Raw genomic sequence first — 15144 nt, forward strand, 5'->3', positions numbered from 1 at the left:
GGCAGGCTCGCCGTTAACCTTGCAGAAACCATGCCAGATCGGAAAGATGAATGAATTCAATGATCTGGTTCGGTGCTGGGGTGGATTTTGGCAGGAACTACCTCGGCAGAGCGGCAAATGCTGCCCGGCAATTTTTGCCGCCCGGACGGGATTTGTAACTATTCGTTAACCATCGGTCGCTTAGCTGGTGGCGGGGACGGAATCGTCCGAAAATCCCCTGTTCTCCGAGGTTTAGCATGGCCGCTGAAGCAGAAATCGAAGGCGGTACTGCTGCCAAAAAGGGCAGAGGCAAGCTGATCATCATCGCTGCCGCAGTCGTCGCCGTCCTGCTGGCAGGGGCGGGGCTCTACCTGTTCCTGTCCGCCGGCAAGGCCGCGGATGCCGCCGCAGACGCGGCTTTGGCAGCGCCGCAGACCTTTATTTTCAACCTGCCGACCATGACCGTCAATCTCAACAACGAGACCGACGGCGAGGCTTTCATGAAGCTCACAGTGGCGCTGGAAGTCGCCAATGAAGAGATGATGACCAAGATCCAGCCGAGCATGGCCAAGGTCGTCGATGCCTTCCAGGTCTACCTGCGCGAGCTGCGCAAGAGCGATCTCGAAGGCTCGGCCGGCATTTACCGGCTCAAGGAAGAGCTGCTGCGGCGCGTGAACGTGGCGATCTATCCTGAGCGTGTCGAAAGCATCCTGTTCAAAGAAATCCTGGTGCAATAATGGCTGGTCCCAACGATCAGGATAAATTGGCGGACGACTGGGGCCTGGACGATATCCAGAACGGTTCCGAGGCCGCAGGCGAGACCAGCGCTGCCGACGCCGCCGCCGAGTGGGCGGCGATGATCGACGCTCAGGCCGGTGCTGTGAATGACGGCGTCGACCGGGTGCTCAACCAGGACGAAATCGACAACCTGCTGGGCTTTGACTCGAGCGCCACCAGCAATGTCGAACTGACCGGCGTGCAGGCGCTGATCAATTCGGCGCTGGTGAGCTACGAACGCCTGCCGATGCTGGAAATCGTGTTCGACCGGCTGGTGCGCCTGGCGACGGTGTCGCTGCGCAATTTCACCTCCGACAACGTCGAAGTCACCATGGACTCGATCTCGTCGGTGCGGTTCGGCGACTATCTGAATTCCATCCCGCTGCCCGCCATTCTGTCGGTCATCAAGGCCGAGGAATGGGAAAATTACGGGCTACTGACGGTCGATTCCAACCTGATCTATTCGATGATCGACGTGTTGCTGGGCGGCCGTCGCTCCGGCGGCAATGTGCGCGTCGAGGGGCGGCCGTACACCACCATCGAGATGGCGCTGGCCCGCAAGATGATCGACATCATTCTTGAGGACACCCATCGCGCCTTCGAGCCGGTGACGCAGGTGCATTTCAAGCTGGAGCGCATCGAGACCAATCCGCGGTTCGCGGCGATTACGCGCCCGGCCAATGCGGCGATCCTGATCGAGCTGCGTATCGAGATGGACGATCGCGGCGGCAAGGTCGAAATCCTTCTGCCCTACGCCACCATCGAGCCGATCCGCGAACAGCTGCTGCAGATGTTCATGGGCGAAAAATTCGGCCGCGACGCGACCTGGGAAGGCCATCTGGCCACCGAGATCTACGCGGCCGATGTCGAGGTCGAAGCGGTGCTGCATGAGCAGGACCTATCGCTGTCGCGCGTGCTGGGCCTCAAGCCCGGCGATACCATCATGTTCGAACGTTCGCCGAACGATCCGGTGCGTCTGCGCTGCGGCAATGTCGATCTGACGGAGGCCATTATGGGCCATATTGGTAATCATGTTTCGGTGCGGGCGATTCGCCCGCTCAACCCGCCCAAGGTCACCATGGCGGCATTCGAGGCAATCGACGAGAAAATGGAAGGACGATGATGTTCGGTTTGCCCCTGGGGTTTTTCGTGGAATCGGCAGTCGCTGTGCTGCTGATGCTGACAATTGGATATTGCATCGTGCTCAACGGGCGCTTGAAGCGGCTGCATGCCGACCGCTCGGTGTTGCAGCAGATGGTGGCGGACCTGGTGGGGGCCACCAATTTGGCCAACCAGGCGATCAAGGAACTCAAGACCACCGCCATGGACGCAGACCTGGCGCTCAGCGCACGGCTGGAAGAGGCCGAGCGCTTCGGCATCGAGTTGGCAAACCATGTCAGCGCCGGCTCGATGCTGATGGAACGCATTGCCAAGATCACCAGCATTGCGCGCAGTAATCCGGTCGCCGTTGTCGAGCCGGTTGTTGAAGAGACCAACAAGGTACAATCGGCGCTGCAGCAGTTGAATGCGCGCGCTCGTGCCCGGGAGAACGCGGCGTGAAATCGATCCGTCTGCTTCCTGTCGTTATTCTGGCCGTCTCTGCGCTGCTGGTTCTCAAGATCATGGGCCTTGCGGTTACCGGCAGCTATGTGCTCGGCGGCGTAACGGCGGTGCAGGCGGAAGAAGCGGGCGGGCATGGTGCGCCTGCCGCCGCCCAGGTCGGGGCGGATGGCACGATGACGCTGCCGGTCGAGCCCACTATGGCCGACAACAGCCCGACGCTGTCCGACGCCTCGCCGACGCTGGGACAGCCAGCGGTCGCAGCAGGCGATCATGGCGCTGCGCCGGCCGCTCCTGCGGGTGATCATGGTGCGCCGGCACCGACCGAGGTTGCGCAGGCCGATACAGGACATGAAGCCGCGCCTGCGGGTGAAGGCGAGCATGGCGCCCCGAGCGAACACGGCGCCGAAGGTGGCCTTCCTGCCGGTCTCGACGTGGTTTGCCCACCAACCGATGCTACGGCGGCCGCTGCCACTCCTGTCCTTGGCGAAGGGGCAACCAGTCCGGCATCACTCGATCCTACGGCGGCGGTTGCACCTGCAGCCGGCGATCATGGGGCTCCTGCCGCGCCGACGGTCAGCGCCGGCTGCGTGCCGCTGAACGATGCCTTGCCGACGCGGCTGGGCGCCGATGGGCAGCCGATCCCGCTGGTTGGCGAGGATGGCCAGACCCTGAGCGAAGCCGCCGTGCTGGAAAGCCTGGGCAAGCGCCGCGCCGAACTGCAGAATTACGAGCAGGAACTGGTGCTGCGCTCGTCGCTGGTCGATGCGGCCGAAAAGAAGGTCGCCGAACGTCAGGCGACCTTGCAGGCCCTTGAAGACCAGATCTCGGCACTGGTCGATCAACGCACCGCCATGGAAGCGGGGCAGTTTGCCGGCATCGTCACGCTCTATCAGAACATGAAGCCCAAGGACGCGGCCGTCATCTTCAATACGCTCGACATCGAAGTGCTGTTGCGGGTCGCCAAGCTGATGAATCCGCGCAAGATGTCGCCAATTCTGGCGGCGATGGATCCCACGCGGGCACAGGAACTGACGGTGCGGATGGCGGCGCTATCCGACCAGCCGCCCGAGCAGATGTCGCCCGATGCGCTGGCCGCCCTGCCGCAAATTGTCGGTCAATAATATCGAAGAGTAGCAATGCCTTCTCGGTCTTTGTAAGGCCACGTTAAGTCCGGCGCGATATGGTTACCTCCAGTAGAGTTGTAACCCGCGTTTTTGGGAACCGAAGTCCTGGACTTCGCCCAGAAACGCAAATTGCGTCGGGTAGGGCAGCCGGTGTCGACTGCGTTCAAACAAGAGTGGCGGAAGGGTGCGCGCGCCCTGATGCTGTCCATCATGCTGATGGTGCTCGGCGCCGTAGTGGCCCCGGTCGCCGCTTATGCGGTCGATCAGGGCGAGCTGTTCGTCACCGAGGAAGCCGGCGGCTATGCCAGGCTGATTCTCAGCTTCCCCGACCGCGACAGCCTGCCGGCCTATACGATCAAGGCCGACAATGGCGTGCTGTCCGTGCAGTTCGAGCAGCCGGTGAATATCCAGCTCCCCGACGTTGGGACGATCCTGCCGAATTATGTGTCGATTGCGCGGGTCGATCCCGATGGCAAGGGACTGCGGCTGGCGCTGAAATCGGGTTTCAATTTCAACAAGATCGATGCCGGCGAGAAGCTGTTCATCGATCTGCTGCCGCTGACGTGGCAGGGCATGCCGCCGGCGCTGCCGCAGGAAGTCATCGATGAACTGGCCGAGCGCGCGCGCCTCGCTGCCATCAAGGCGGAGCAGGATCGCAAGGCGGCCGGCGCCCTGGAGCTGAAGCCGGCAGCGACGGTGCGGATCGGCCGCAACCCGACCTTCATGCGCGTGCAGTTCGACTGGAGCGTCGATACCACGGCAAAGTTCGTGCAGACCGACCAGACTGGGGAAGTGACCTTCGAATGGCCGGTGGATGTCGACATGCTGGCGCTGGCCACCGACCTGCCGGCGGAAATCCTGTCGGTCCATAGCGACAATACCCCCGACGGCGCCACCGTGATCATGGCGTTCGCCAAGGGCGTGACGCCACGCTTCTACGAGACCTCGCCCCGTCAATATGTGATCGATGTCGATCTGGCGGGCGGCGCCAAGCTGCCGGAGCTCACCGCGCCCGACCTGGCCAAGGACGCTGCGGCTGTCGATGCGGCGGCGCAGGGGTCCCGCGCCAATCCGGGGCAGACGGCTCATCCGATCAACGCGCTCTATCCGCAGGCCGCCCATACGATAACGCCGTTTGTCAGCGTGCTGGGCTCGACCGTCCGGGTGGTGTTCCCATTCGAGCAGGACACGCCGGCGGCCGTCTTCCGGCGCGGCGATACGGTGTGGATGCTGTTCGATACCGTCGCGGGGATCACCCCGCCGGCAGATAATGACGCGCTCAATGCGCTGGCCAACGATTTTTCAGTGATCGCATCGGGCGACACCCAGGTGGTGCGGATCGACCTGTCGCAGGACCGGCTGGCGACGCTGGGCTCCGAAGGCATGGCGTGGGTGCTGTCGCTGGGCGATATCATGCTGACCCCGACCGAGCCGGTGACGCTGACGCGTCGCCGCGATCTGGAAGGGCTGTTCGAAATGACGGCCGACCTGGAGCGGCCAGCGCGGGTGCACGAATTCCGCGACCCATCGGTCGGCGACGTGCTGGAAGTGGTGACCGCCTATCCGCCGGCACGCGGGCTGACGCGGACGCTGGATTATGTCGACTTTTCCGCCCTGCGCAGCGTGCATGGCCTGGTGGTGAAACCGGCCAATCTTGATGTCAAAGTGGCGGTCGAGAACGACATCGCGGTGATTTCAACCGATGAAGGACTGACCGTCTCGGCGCTCGATCATCCACGCGAGCTGGGCAATGGCGCGGCAGAATCGACGCGGTCGAGCTTCATCGACCTGACGCGGCTGGAAGAGCGCGATACCGCGGCCTTCGTGACGACGCGCGAAGATCTGACCGTCGCCGCTTCGGCGGCGGACGGTCGTGAGCGCGATATCGCCCGCCTGAACCTGGCCGATTATTACCTGGCCAACCAGTTCGCCCATGAGGCGATCGGGGTGCTGCATGTGCTTGAGAACGAACTCAAGGACAAGAATCTGACGCGCAAGGTCCGCATGTCGCTGGCCATTGCCGATACCATGGCCGTGCGGCCCAAGGACGCGCTGGAAATCCTCAACTCGGACTCGCTGGCCGAGGAAGTCGACGCCCTGCTGTGGCGCACGATCGCCCGGGCGGACAATTATGACTTCAAGGGCGCGCGCAGCGATGCGCTGGAGGCCCAGGGCATCGTCTCCAGCTATCCATTGTGGGCGCGCAAGCGCTTCTACTTCGCTGCGGTGCGCTCTGCCGTCGAGAGCGACGACATTCCGATGGCCGAGCGGATGCTGAACGAGATCGATTTCGGCAGCCTCAGTCTTGAGGAGGTCAGCCTCTATCATCTGCTGTCGGGCCGGATCGACGAGGCGGCGGGGCGGACGGCGGAGGCCATCGACACTTATGGCCAGGTGATCACCGCCGACTTCCGGCCGACCCGGGCGGAGGCGATCTATCGCACGCTGGGCCTGCTGGATAAGCAGGGCAATCTCGACCTGACAAAGGCGACCGATACCCTGGCGGCCGAGGCGCTGCTATGGCGCGGCAATCCGCTGGAATCGGACATGCAGCGGATGCTGGCCGGGTTCTATTTCCGCGAGGGCGCTTATCGCCAGGGTTTTGAGACCGTCAAGCAGGCGGTGGCCAATTATCCGGAGAGCGTGCCGGTCAACGAACTGCGCGACGACGCCCAGAAGATCTTCAGCGATCTCTATCTCGATGGCCTGGCGGATTCGCTGGGGCCGGTCGATGCACTGGGCCTGTATTACGATTTCCGCCAGTTGACGCCGGCTGGCGCCAGGGGCGACGAGATGATCCGCAATCTGGCGCGGCGGCTGGTGAAGGTGGACCTGCTGGCGCAGGCGGCGCAATTGCTGAACTATCAGTTGGAGAACCGGCTGCATGGCGTGGCGCGCACGCAGATCGCCGCCGACCTGGCGGTGATCTACCTGGCCGACCGCAAGCCGCAGGACGCCCTGCGCGTGCTCAACGGCAGCCGGCTGCCCAGCATTCCGCCGTCATTGGCGCGGCAGCGGCGGGTGCTGGAGGCGCGGGCGTTGATCGATGGCGGGCGCGATCAACTGGCGCTGGATGTGCTCAAGGACATGGACGGGCAGGATGCCGATCTGCTGCGCATCGATGCGCACTGGAAAGCGGGGCGGTATTCGCAGGCCAGCGAAATGATCGAGGCCATGGTGCTGGGGCAAGATCCCACGCAACCGCTGGGACCGACGACGCGCATGAGCGTGATCAAGGCGGCGGTCGGCTATGTGTTGAGCGGCGACGATTTCGGCTCGGCCCGGCTGCGTTCCAAATTCGCCGATCGCATGGTGACGACACCGGAATGGCCGATGTTCGACTACGTCACCGGCCAGATCACCACCAGCAGCCTCGAGTTCAAGAAGGTCGCGCGCGACGTGTCGGGCCTCGACGGGCTCAACGCCTTCCTCGACTCCTATCGCCAGACCTATGGCGGCACCGGGGCCCTGGCGCCGCCATTCGCGACCAATGGTCAGCCTGCGCTGGCCAGCGCGCAGTAGGCTGGGAGGCCGGCTGGCGAAAGCCTAGCCGGCTCCGGTGGTGCCGGAAACGAAGCTGCGGACCAGCGAGCCGGCGACCAGGTACCAGCCGTCGACCAGCACGAAGAAGATCAGCTTGAACGGCAGCGAGATGACGATGGGCGGTAGCATCATCATGCCCATCGACATCAGCACAGAGGCCACCACCATGTCGATGACCACAAAGGGCAGGAACAGCAGGAAGCCGATTTCGAAGGCGCGGCGCAGTTCCGAGATCATGAAGGCCGGGATCAGCAACTGCAGCGGAATGGCTTCGGGCTCGGCCGGGGGCTGGGCATCGGTCAGGTCGTAAAAGAGCTGCAGATCCTTCTCGCGCACATTCGCGCGCATGAATTCGTGGATCGGCTTGCTGCCCAATTCGAACGCCTCGGTGGCCTCGATCTGCCCGGCCATCAAGGGGGCGATGGCCTGATCGTAGGTCTGCTGCAAGGTGGGCGCCATGACGAACAGCGTCAGGAACAACGCCAGCGACACCATCACCGAGTTGGGGGGCGCGGTCTGTAGGCCGATGGCGGTGCGCAGCAGCGACAGCACCACCACGATGCGGGTGAAGCTGGTGACCATCACCAGAATGGACGGCGCCAGCGACAGCAGGGTGATCAGCCCGATGAGCTGGATGGCCCGCTGGGTCAGCGTCGTCTCGTCGCCGAAGTCTATGGAAAGTTCCTGGCCGAAGGCCAGGCTAGGCGCGAAGGTCAGCACCAATGCGGCAGCCAACCCTAGCCATGGCAGGTAACGGCGGCGCCTAGACGCCGTCGGCTTTTCGTTCATCTCGCCGGATATCGCCGTCCTGTTCGTCAAACTCTGTGATTCCAGTGCTGGAGTAGCCCTCAACCTCTTTAGCTGAGTCGTGATCGAGCTGATCTGAATTCTCGGAGAGGTTAACAGAGGGTTCCACTGGCGGCACCGGGCGCATCAGGCCGGTGTGACGCAGCGACTTTGCCGGGGAGCGAAGCTCGGGGTCGCGCAGCTTCTCGATGGCGCGGGCAGGGGCGGCAGAAGGCTCGGCAACGGTGGTCGGTGCAGCCACGGGGGGGACGCCGGCAACAGCCGGGCGAATCGGCATTGGACGGCGCGGCGCCACCGGCATGGGGCGGCGGCTGGGCTGCGAAGCCGCTTCTGCCATGGCGATTCCCGCTTCGATCACCACATCTTGCGGGCCGCCGGTCAAAATCAGGTGCTCCACATTGTCGCGGCGGATAATCAGCAGTTGGCGCTTGGGATCGAGCGCCAGGCTATCGACCACCGACAGGCGCCGGTTGCGGCCGCGCGCCATATTGCCCGAGGCATTGAACACCACCTTGAGCAGCCAAACGGCGAGCACGATCAAGACGATGACGGCGCCAAGCGCAAACAGGGCGGTGAAGAGGGAACTGCCCTCGCCTCCAAAAAGGCTGGTGATGAACTGCACGGTTTAATCTCCGAGACTCGCCGACCTGAGGCGGCATATTTTGCCGATTAGACCCCGCAAACTTGCAAATTGCGAGGCAGTAGGCTGTTACGACCGCCAACGTTAACACTTGGTTAACCATCAGGCGGCAAGAATTGCCCATCACGCCAGAGTCGTGGGGAGTTTGATCTATGGGCCTGCTGGACATGCCAGTCTTTACTGCACTGACCGACAAAATGCACTGGCATCAGGCGCGTCAAGGGCTGCTGGCCGAAAATGTCGCCAATGCCGAAACGCCCGGTTTTCGTGGTCGGGACCTGAAAGAGTTCAATTTCGACGATCAGGTGGGGCCATTTTCCTCGGCCACCGTTACGACCACGGCAACGCAGCCCAAGCACTTTTCCGTGGGCAATGACGGGCAGGGCGCCTTTGGCGGTCAACCGATGGCCAATTTCGAGATTACCCCCGAAGGCAACGGCGTGTCGCTCGAAGACGAGATGATGAAGGTTTCCACCAACTTGATGGACTACCAAGCGGCAACCTCGCTGTACCAGAAGTCGATCAAGATCCTGCGCACCGCAATGGGCCGGCAGGCCTAGGAGTTTAGAGCATGGCAGATTTCAATGCTTCGCTACGGATCGCGGCCACCGGCCTGCACGCGCAGACCGCGCGGATGCGGGTGATCGCCGAGAACCTGGCCAATGCCGACTCGACCGGCAAGAAGCCGGGGGAAGACCCTTATCGCCGGCGCGTTCCCACCTTCGACACCAAGTTCGATGCCGATGTGGGCGGCAAGATCGTCGAGGTCGGCAAGCTGGCCTATGACATGAGTGATTTCCAAAGCCGTTATGAGCCGGGGCACCCGGCCGCCGATGCCAAGGGTTACGTGCAATATCCAAATGTCGATCCCCTGATCGAGGCCATGGATATGCGCGAGGCCCAACGAACCTATGAAGCCAATCTCAATGTAGTGACCGTGACCAGGCAGATGCTGGGCCGGACGCTCGACATCCTGCGTGGTTAAGGGACCAGATCATGACGACCGTACCTTTGAATGCGGCCACTGCGGCCTATAACAATGCCTCCCAACTCATATCCCAGGTGTCTCAGCCTTCGACACCGGGCAACGATCTGCTGGCGCAGCACGCGCTGCAGCCGGACTTCGCCAAGATGCTCTCGCAGCAGGTGCAGGGCGTGATCGATACCGGCAAGACCTCCGATGCCATGTCGATGAACATGGTCAACGGCAAGGCCGACGTGGTCGATATGGTCACGGCGCTGTCGCAGACCGAAATCGCTATCGAGAGCATGGTGACCGTGCGCGATCGCGTCATCTCGGCCTACGAAGAAATCATGCGGATGCCGATCTAACGTCCTTCGGACTTCATTCCGGCCCAGGCCGCGCTTGGGGCGTTCGAGTGCTGAATACTGGATTCTGGCTTGTGCCAGAATGATACCGCGGGAGTAGAGTGGGGCGACGATTCGCCGGCGAGACGCCATGGGAAGCTACGATGAACGGTGCTGAAGTTCTCGATATTGCCACCGATGGCATCTGGACACTGATTATCGTGTCGGCGCCGATGATGCTGGTTGGGTTGCTCGTCGGCGTGGTGATTTCGCTGTTCCAGGCGCTGACTCAGATTCAGGAACAGACCCTCGTCTTCGTGCCCAAGATCATCGCCATCTTCCTGACCATGTTGCTGACGCTGCCGTTTCTCGGCGCCACCATGGGCGGTTTCATGAATCGGGTGGTCGATATGATCATCGTGGGCGGATAGGCCCTTGACCATCGGGCTCGACTGGCTGCCCCAGACCGCTTTTATCTATATTTTGCTGTTTGCGCGCATCGGCGCCATTCTGATGCTGATGCCCGCCTTGGGCGAGCAGATGATTCCTGCCCGGATGCGTCTCAGCTTCGCGCTGGCCTTCACGCTGGTGCTTTATCCCCTGTTGTCGCCCAGTATGCCCGCTTTGCCCTCCGATACGATGGCGGTTTTTGGCCTGTTGTTTCACGAGCTGGCGATCGGCCTGATGCTTGGCGCCATCGTGCGGGTCACGGTGATGGCCACGCAGGTGGCGGGTGCCATCGTGGCGTTCCAGTCGGGCCTTAGCACGGCGCAGTCAGCCGATCCGACGCAGGCCGGTATTCAGGGTGCGGTATTCGGTAGCTTCCTGTCCTTTGTCGGCGTGACGCTGATCTTCGCCACCAACCTGCATCACGTGGCGCTGGCGGCGATCTACGACAGCTACATGGTGTTCACCATCGACAGCCCGCTGATGTTCGACGATGCGGCGCAGTTGATGATCAAGACGGTAGCGCATGCCTTCATTATCGGCGTGCAGATGTCGGCGCCGTTCATCGTGTTCGGGCTGGTGTTCAATCTGGGCGCCGGGATCCTGGCGCGGTTGATGCCGCAGATGCAGGTTTTCTTCGTGCTGATGCCCGCCAATATCATTGGCGGGCTGATCCTTTTCGCACTGCTTCTGACCATGATGATGGGCTGGTACCTATCGGCATTCGAAGAGCATCTGGCGATGTGGAGGGGCTGAGGCATGTCCGACGAAGCCCCAGAAGAATCCAGCAAAAGCGAAGACCCCTCACAAAAGAAGCTGGAGGACGCCCACAACAAGGGCGACGTCGCCAAAAGCCAGGAGGTGACGACCTGGTTCATGCTGCTCGGCTCGGCGGCGGTGTTCGCGATGTTTGCGCCATCGGCCAGTGCCAGCCTGATGGCGTCGCTTCGGGTCCTGGTGGCCAATTCGGACCAGTTCGAAGTTGGCGGCGCGGCATTTGGCAATTTCTTCAACGGTTTGGCGCTGTCATTGCTTGGCATCGTATTGCCACCGCTGGCCATTCTGTCGGCCTGCGCCATTGCCTCCAACCTGGTGCAGCATCGGCCGTTGCTGTCGGCCGAGCCGATCACGCCCAAATTCTCCAAGGTCTCGCCGCTGGCCGGTTTTAAGCGGCTCTTTTCGGCCGAGGCGCTGGTCAATTTCGGCAAGGGCCTGGCCAAGATCGGCATCATGGGCGCGGTGCTGTTCTTCACGATCTGGCCCGAGCGCGATCGCCTCGACACCATGATGACCGCCGATCCGCGGATGATCCTGATGGATTTCCAGGAAATCGGGGTGAAGATTTTTACCGCGGTGCTGGCGGTGATGACCATCATCGCCATGGCCGATTTCATCTATCAGCGCCAGAAATGGTGGAAGCGGCAGATGATGACGGTCCAGGAAACCCGCGAAGAATACAAATCGATGGAAGGCGATCCCAAGATCAAGGGCCGCCTGCGCCAATTGCGGCAGGAGCGTTCGCGCTCGCGCATGATGGCGGCCGTGCCCAATGCGACGGTGGTCATCACCAACCCGACCCACTTTGCCGTGGCTTTGCGCTATGACAAGGCCATGCGGGCGCCGATCTGCGTCGCCAAGGGTGCCGATGCTGTGGCGCTGCGTATCCGCACGGTCGCGACGGAAAACAATGTGCCGATCATCGAGAACCCGCCACTGGCGCGAGCGCTGTTCTCCAGCGTCGATGTCAACGAAGTGATCCCGGCCGATCACTTCAAGGCCGTCGCCGAGGTCATCGGCTTCGTGATGCGGCTCAAGAGCCGGACCGGATGGAAAGCGGGCACTCCGGCAAAATAGACCGAATGGCGCAGGTTGTATGGTCTTTTTACCGCCATCGGGTGGGTGCACTATGTTGATAACCCGCATGCACCTCCCGCACGGGCGGGCCATTTGCTAGAGCTAGGGGCAGCCACTGATTCGGCATCGGAGCGCGACATCCATGACATCGACGCCGCTGGGCGAGGGTAATTATCCGGAGCCGCTGCTGGCATCGTCCCGCAGCAATGCCGGCGTGTGGCGCGTGGCCGGGCTGGGCCTGGTGCTGGTCGCCGTGGCCGTGGTGTTTTCGGTGTTCGGAGATCAGATTCCTGGCGACTGGATCATCGCTTTTGTCGGCGTGCTGGCTGTGGTCGGCGTGTTCTGCCTGTTCGGGCTGGCGGCGGGCCTGTTCCGCTTCGGCAGCACCGAGGAGCGGCGGACGGTTTCTCGCGCTGTGGTCGATAGCCTGCCCTATGGGGCGGTGGTGGCGGACCGGGACGGCAAGATTTCTTATGTGAACGGCCACTATGGCTCGTTCGCTGGCGGGGTCAGCAATGGCGTGCCGCTGGGCGTTCCGCGGCTGTTTGCCGGGCAGTCCGAGGCTAGTGAGGCGATCTACCGGCTGTCGCGAGCGGCCAAGGATGGCCGGGGAGCGGTCGAGGACATTCGGCTGGTCGGCGGGCTCGGCGGTTCGCAGGCCGAGAGCAATCGGGCATTCTGGTATCGCGTGGCAGTGCGGCCGCTGCCGGAGACCGACGAGGTCCGCAAACCGCTGATCATGTGGTCTGTCGAGGACATCACCCGCGACCGCGACAACAACGAGAGCGCCTTCCGCGACCTGCAGCGCGCAATCGACTATCTCGACCATTCGCCGGCCGGCTTTTTCTCGGCCGACGCGCATGGGGCGATCCAGTATCTCAATTCGACGCTGACCGATTGGCTGGGCTATGACCTGGCCGAGTTCAATTCGGGCCATTTGAGCATGGCCGATATCGTGCGCGGCGATGGGGCGACCCTGCTGATGCGCGGGCGCAGCGACGGCGAAATCCGTACCGAGATCATCGATATCGACCTGGTGCGGCGCAATGGCACCAGCTTTCCGGTGCGCTTGCTGCACCGGGCGGCGCGCATGGCCGATGGCGAACTGGGTGAAACGCGCACGCTGGTGCTGGATCGCTCGAGCGCGCCGGACAATGAGGAAGAATTGCGAGCCGCCGAAGTGCGGTTCTCGCGCTTTTTCAACGATACGCCATTTGCCATCGCGACGCTGGATGGCGCTGGCCGGATCATCCGCACCAATGCGCCTTTCGGGCGCATCTTCAAATGGTCGGGCGAGGAAAAGAGCCTCGAACTCCAACCGCTGGCCGATCTGATCGGCGAGGGCAGCCGCGAGAAGTTCGCCCGTGCAATCGAGGACGCGGCGGCGCATCAGTCCGAAATCGACCCGGTCGATGCCCTGCTGACCGCCGAGGGCGATCACGCGGTGCGGCTCTATGTGTCCGGCTCGGAAATGAGCGCCGGCTCGCCAGAGCAGGTCAACGTCTATGCGCTCGATATGACCGACCAGCGCAAGCTCGAAGCGCAGTTCGCGCAGAGCCAGAAGATGCAGGCTGTGGGCCAATTGGCGGGTGGTGTTGCGCATGATTTCAATAACCTTTTGACCGCAATAATCGGCTTTTCGGATCTATTGCTACTCAAGCACAAGCCTGGCGATCCATCGTTCAGCGAGCTGATGCAGATCAAGCAGAATGCCAATCGCGCCGCGGGTTTGACGCGGCAATTGCTGGCTTTTTCGCGCCGGCAGACGCTGCGGCCGCAAACTCTGGAACTGCCGCTGATCGTCGACGACCTGACCGTGCTGCTCAAGCGCATGATCGGTGAGAAGAACACGCTGCAAGTCGAGCATGGCCGCAATATCTGGCCGGTACGCGCCGACGTGGTGCAGCTGGAGCAGGTGATCATCAACCTCGTCGTCAACGCCCGCGACGCCATGCCCGACGGTGGCTCGATCACGCTCCGAACCGGCAATGTGACCCATGACGACGCCGAAAAGCTGACCTTCAAGGGCATGGTACCGGCCGACTACGTGCTGATCGAAGTGCAGGATACCGGCACGGGCATGAGCGCCGAGATCATCGAAAAGATCTTCGAGCCGTTCTTCACCACCAAGGAATTGGGCAAGGGCACCGGCTTGGGTCTGTCGACGGTCTATGGCATCGTCAAGCAAACCGAGGGCTTCATTTACCCGGTCTCAGTCGTCGGTGTCGGCACGACCTTCAAGATCTACCTGCCGCGCCACATCCCGGTGGAAGCCGAGGCGGTCAAGGCGGCCGTGGCGGCACCGGTACGCGACCTGACCGGGCATGAGCGCATCCTCCTGGTGGAAGACGAGGAAAGCGTGCGTGCCTTCTCCGCGCGGGCGCTGCGCACCACCGGCTATGAGGTGTTTGAGGCCGATGGCGGCGAAGAGGCACTGGAAGTGCTGGAAGAGCTTGAGTTCAAGATCGACCTGATGATCTCCGACGTGGTTATGCCCGAAATGGACGGGCCGACGCTGCTCAAGCATGTGCGCGAGACCATGCCCAATCTCAAGGTCATCTTCGTGTCCGGCTATGCCGAGGAAAGCGTGCGCCGCGATATCGAGGACGACCAGAGCGTCGAGTTCCTGCCCAAGCCCTATTCGCTCGACCAGATCAATACCAAGGTCAAGGAAGTGCTGCAGAAAATCGGCAAGGGCGACGAGGCGTGAACGTCGCCGGACGTTTCGAGGGACCAACTGAATTCAACGTTCTCGGCGAGGCGCTGCAGCCATGCTCGAACGACCCGCTGACCGGGTTCTTTCGCACCGGCTATTGTGCCGCCGGCCCCGACGGGGCGGCGCAGCATCTGGTCTGCATCGAGGCGACCGAGGAATTTTTGGCCTATTCCAAGTCGATGGGGAATGATCTCAGCTGCCCGATGCCCGCCTTTGCATTCCCCGGACTCAAGGCCGGGGACCGCTGGTGTCTGGTGGCCATGCGCTGGAAGCAGGCGCACGCAGCCGGCATGGCGCCACGAGTCTATCTGCGCGCCACCAACCAAGCCGTGCTGGAACTGATTTCGCTTGAGACGCTAAGGGCTTATGCGCGCGACCTGAATTGA

The 15144-nt window shown here is 62.4% G+C and carries 15 protein-coding genes; 13 read left to right on the plus strand and 2 right to left on the minus strand.

What is annotated here, in order from left to right; genetic code table 11:
• The first annotated feature begins 236 nt into the window (after nucleotides 1–236).
• The 5 genes from JWR51_RS04655 to JWR51_RS04675 all read left to right on the plus strand — a co-directional run bounded on the left by JWR51_RS04655 (nucleotide 237) and on the right by JWR51_RS04675 (nucleotide 6965).
• On the plus strand, nucleotides 237–716 hold the full coding sequence (locus tag JWR51_RS04655; RefSeq protein ID WP_299744285.1) for a flagellar basal body-associated FliL family protein: 480 nt from the start codon (nucleotides 237–239) through the stop codon (nucleotides 714–716).
• Nucleotides 716–1879, plus strand: coding sequence for a flagellar motor switch protein FliM (gene fliM, locus JWR51_RS04660; protein ID WP_299744288.1), 1164 nt, complete (start codon nucleotides 716–718; stop codon nucleotides 1877–1879). Before JWR51_RS04655 ends, fliM begins: the two co-directional genes overlap by 1 nt.
• Nucleotides 1879–2316: a DUF6468 domain-containing protein gene (locus JWR51_RS04665; protein ID WP_299744291.1), complete on the plus strand. Its 438-nt coding sequence runs from the start codon at nucleotides 1879–1881 to the stop codon at nucleotides 2314–2316. The genes fliM and JWR51_RS04665 overlap by 1 nt, the downstream gene beginning before the upstream one ends.
• On the plus strand, nucleotides 2313–3440 hold the full coding sequence (locus JWR51_RS04670; RefSeq protein ID WP_299744294.1) for a hypothetical protein: 1128 nt from the start codon (nucleotides 2313–2315) through the stop codon (nucleotides 3438–3440). The genes JWR51_RS04665 and JWR51_RS04670 overlap by 4 nt, the downstream gene beginning before the upstream one ends.
• Nucleotides 3441–3641: 201 nt before the next feature.
• Entirely contained in the window at nucleotides 3642–6965 is a 3324-nt protein-coding gene (locus JWR51_RS04675) for a hypothetical protein (protein WP_299744297.1), read from the plus strand.
• A 24-nt stretch (nucleotides 6966–6989) separates the two neighbouring features.
• Here the strand turns inward: JWR51_RS04675 and fliP are convergent, their stop codons facing one another.
• Nucleotides 6990–7775 carry a flagellar type III secretion system pore protein FliP gene (gene fliP / locus JWR51_RS04680; RefSeq protein ID WP_299744299.1) on the minus strand — a complete coding sequence of 262 codons (786 nt, stop codon included), beginning with the start codon at nucleotides 7773–7775 and terminating at the stop codon, nucleotides 6990–6992.
• Nucleotides 7750–8415 (minus strand): flagellar biosynthetic protein FliO, encoded by a 666-nt coding sequence (locus JWR51_RS04685; RefSeq protein WP_299744302.1) that lies wholly within the window; start codon nucleotides 8413–8415, stop codon nucleotides 7750–7752. Before JWR51_RS04685 ends, fliP begins: the two co-directional genes overlap by 26 nt.
• A gap of 170 nt (nucleotides 8416–8585) precedes the next feature.
• Between JWR51_RS04685 and JWR51_RS04690 the strand changes: the two genes are divergently transcribed.
• The 8 genes from JWR51_RS04690 (at nucleotide 8586) to JWR51_RS04725 (ending at nucleotide 15144) form a co-directional block, all read left to right on the plus strand.
• Nucleotides 8586–8993: a flagellar basal-body rod protein FlgB gene (locus JWR51_RS04690; RefSeq protein ID WP_299744305.1), complete on the plus strand. Its 408-nt coding sequence runs from the start codon at nucleotides 8586–8588 to the stop codon at nucleotides 8991–8993.
• Between the two features lie 11 nt (nucleotides 8994–9004).
• Nucleotides 9005–9418, plus strand: a complete 414-nt coding sequence (flgC, locus tag JWR51_RS04695; protein ID WP_299744307.1) for a flagellar basal body rod protein FlgC — start codon at nucleotides 9005–9007, stop codon at nucleotides 9416–9418.
• 11 nt (nucleotides 9419–9429) lie between these two features.
• The gene (locus JWR51_RS04700) at nucleotides 9430–9765 is read left to right on the plus strand and encodes a flagellar hook-basal body complex protein FliE (protein ID WP_299744310.1); all 336 of its coding nucleotides are present in this window, start codon (nucleotides 9430–9432) and stop codon (nucleotides 9763–9765) included.
• A 140-nt stretch (nucleotides 9766–9905) separates the two neighbouring features.
• On the plus strand, nucleotides 9906–10172 hold the full coding sequence (fliQ, locus tag JWR51_RS04705; protein WP_299744313.1) for a flagellar biosynthesis protein FliQ: 267 nt from the start codon (nucleotides 9906–9908) through the stop codon (nucleotides 10170–10172).
• Between the two features lie 4 nt (nucleotides 10173–10176).
• The gene (gene fliR, locus JWR51_RS04710) at nucleotides 10177–10944 is read left to right on the plus strand and encodes a flagellar biosynthetic protein FliR (protein ID WP_299744316.1); all 768 of its coding nucleotides are present in this window, start codon (nucleotides 10177–10179) and stop codon (nucleotides 10942–10944) included.
• 3 nt (nucleotides 10945–10947) lie between these two features.
• Nucleotides 10948–12042, plus strand: a complete 1095-nt coding sequence (flhB, locus tag JWR51_RS04715; protein WP_299744319.1) for a flagellar biosynthesis protein FlhB — start codon at nucleotides 10948–10950, stop codon at nucleotides 12040–12042.
• 142 nt (nucleotides 12043–12184) lie between these two features.
• On the plus strand, nucleotides 12185–14752 hold the full coding sequence (gene cckA / locus JWR51_RS04720) for a cell cycle histidine kinase CckA (protein WP_299744322.1): 2568 nt from the start codon (nucleotides 12185–12187) through the stop codon (nucleotides 14750–14752).
• Nucleotides 14749–15144: a DUF2237 domain-containing protein gene (locus tag JWR51_RS04725; RefSeq protein ID WP_299744325.1), complete on the plus strand. Its 396-nt coding sequence runs from the start codon at nucleotides 14749–14751 to the stop codon at nucleotides 15142–15144. Before cckA ends, JWR51_RS04725 begins: the two co-directional genes overlap by 4 nt.

This window comes from Devosia sp. (assembly GCF_028290625.1).
Lineage (GTDB): Bacteria > Pseudomonadota > Alphaproteobacteria > Rhizobiales > Devosiaceae > Devosia.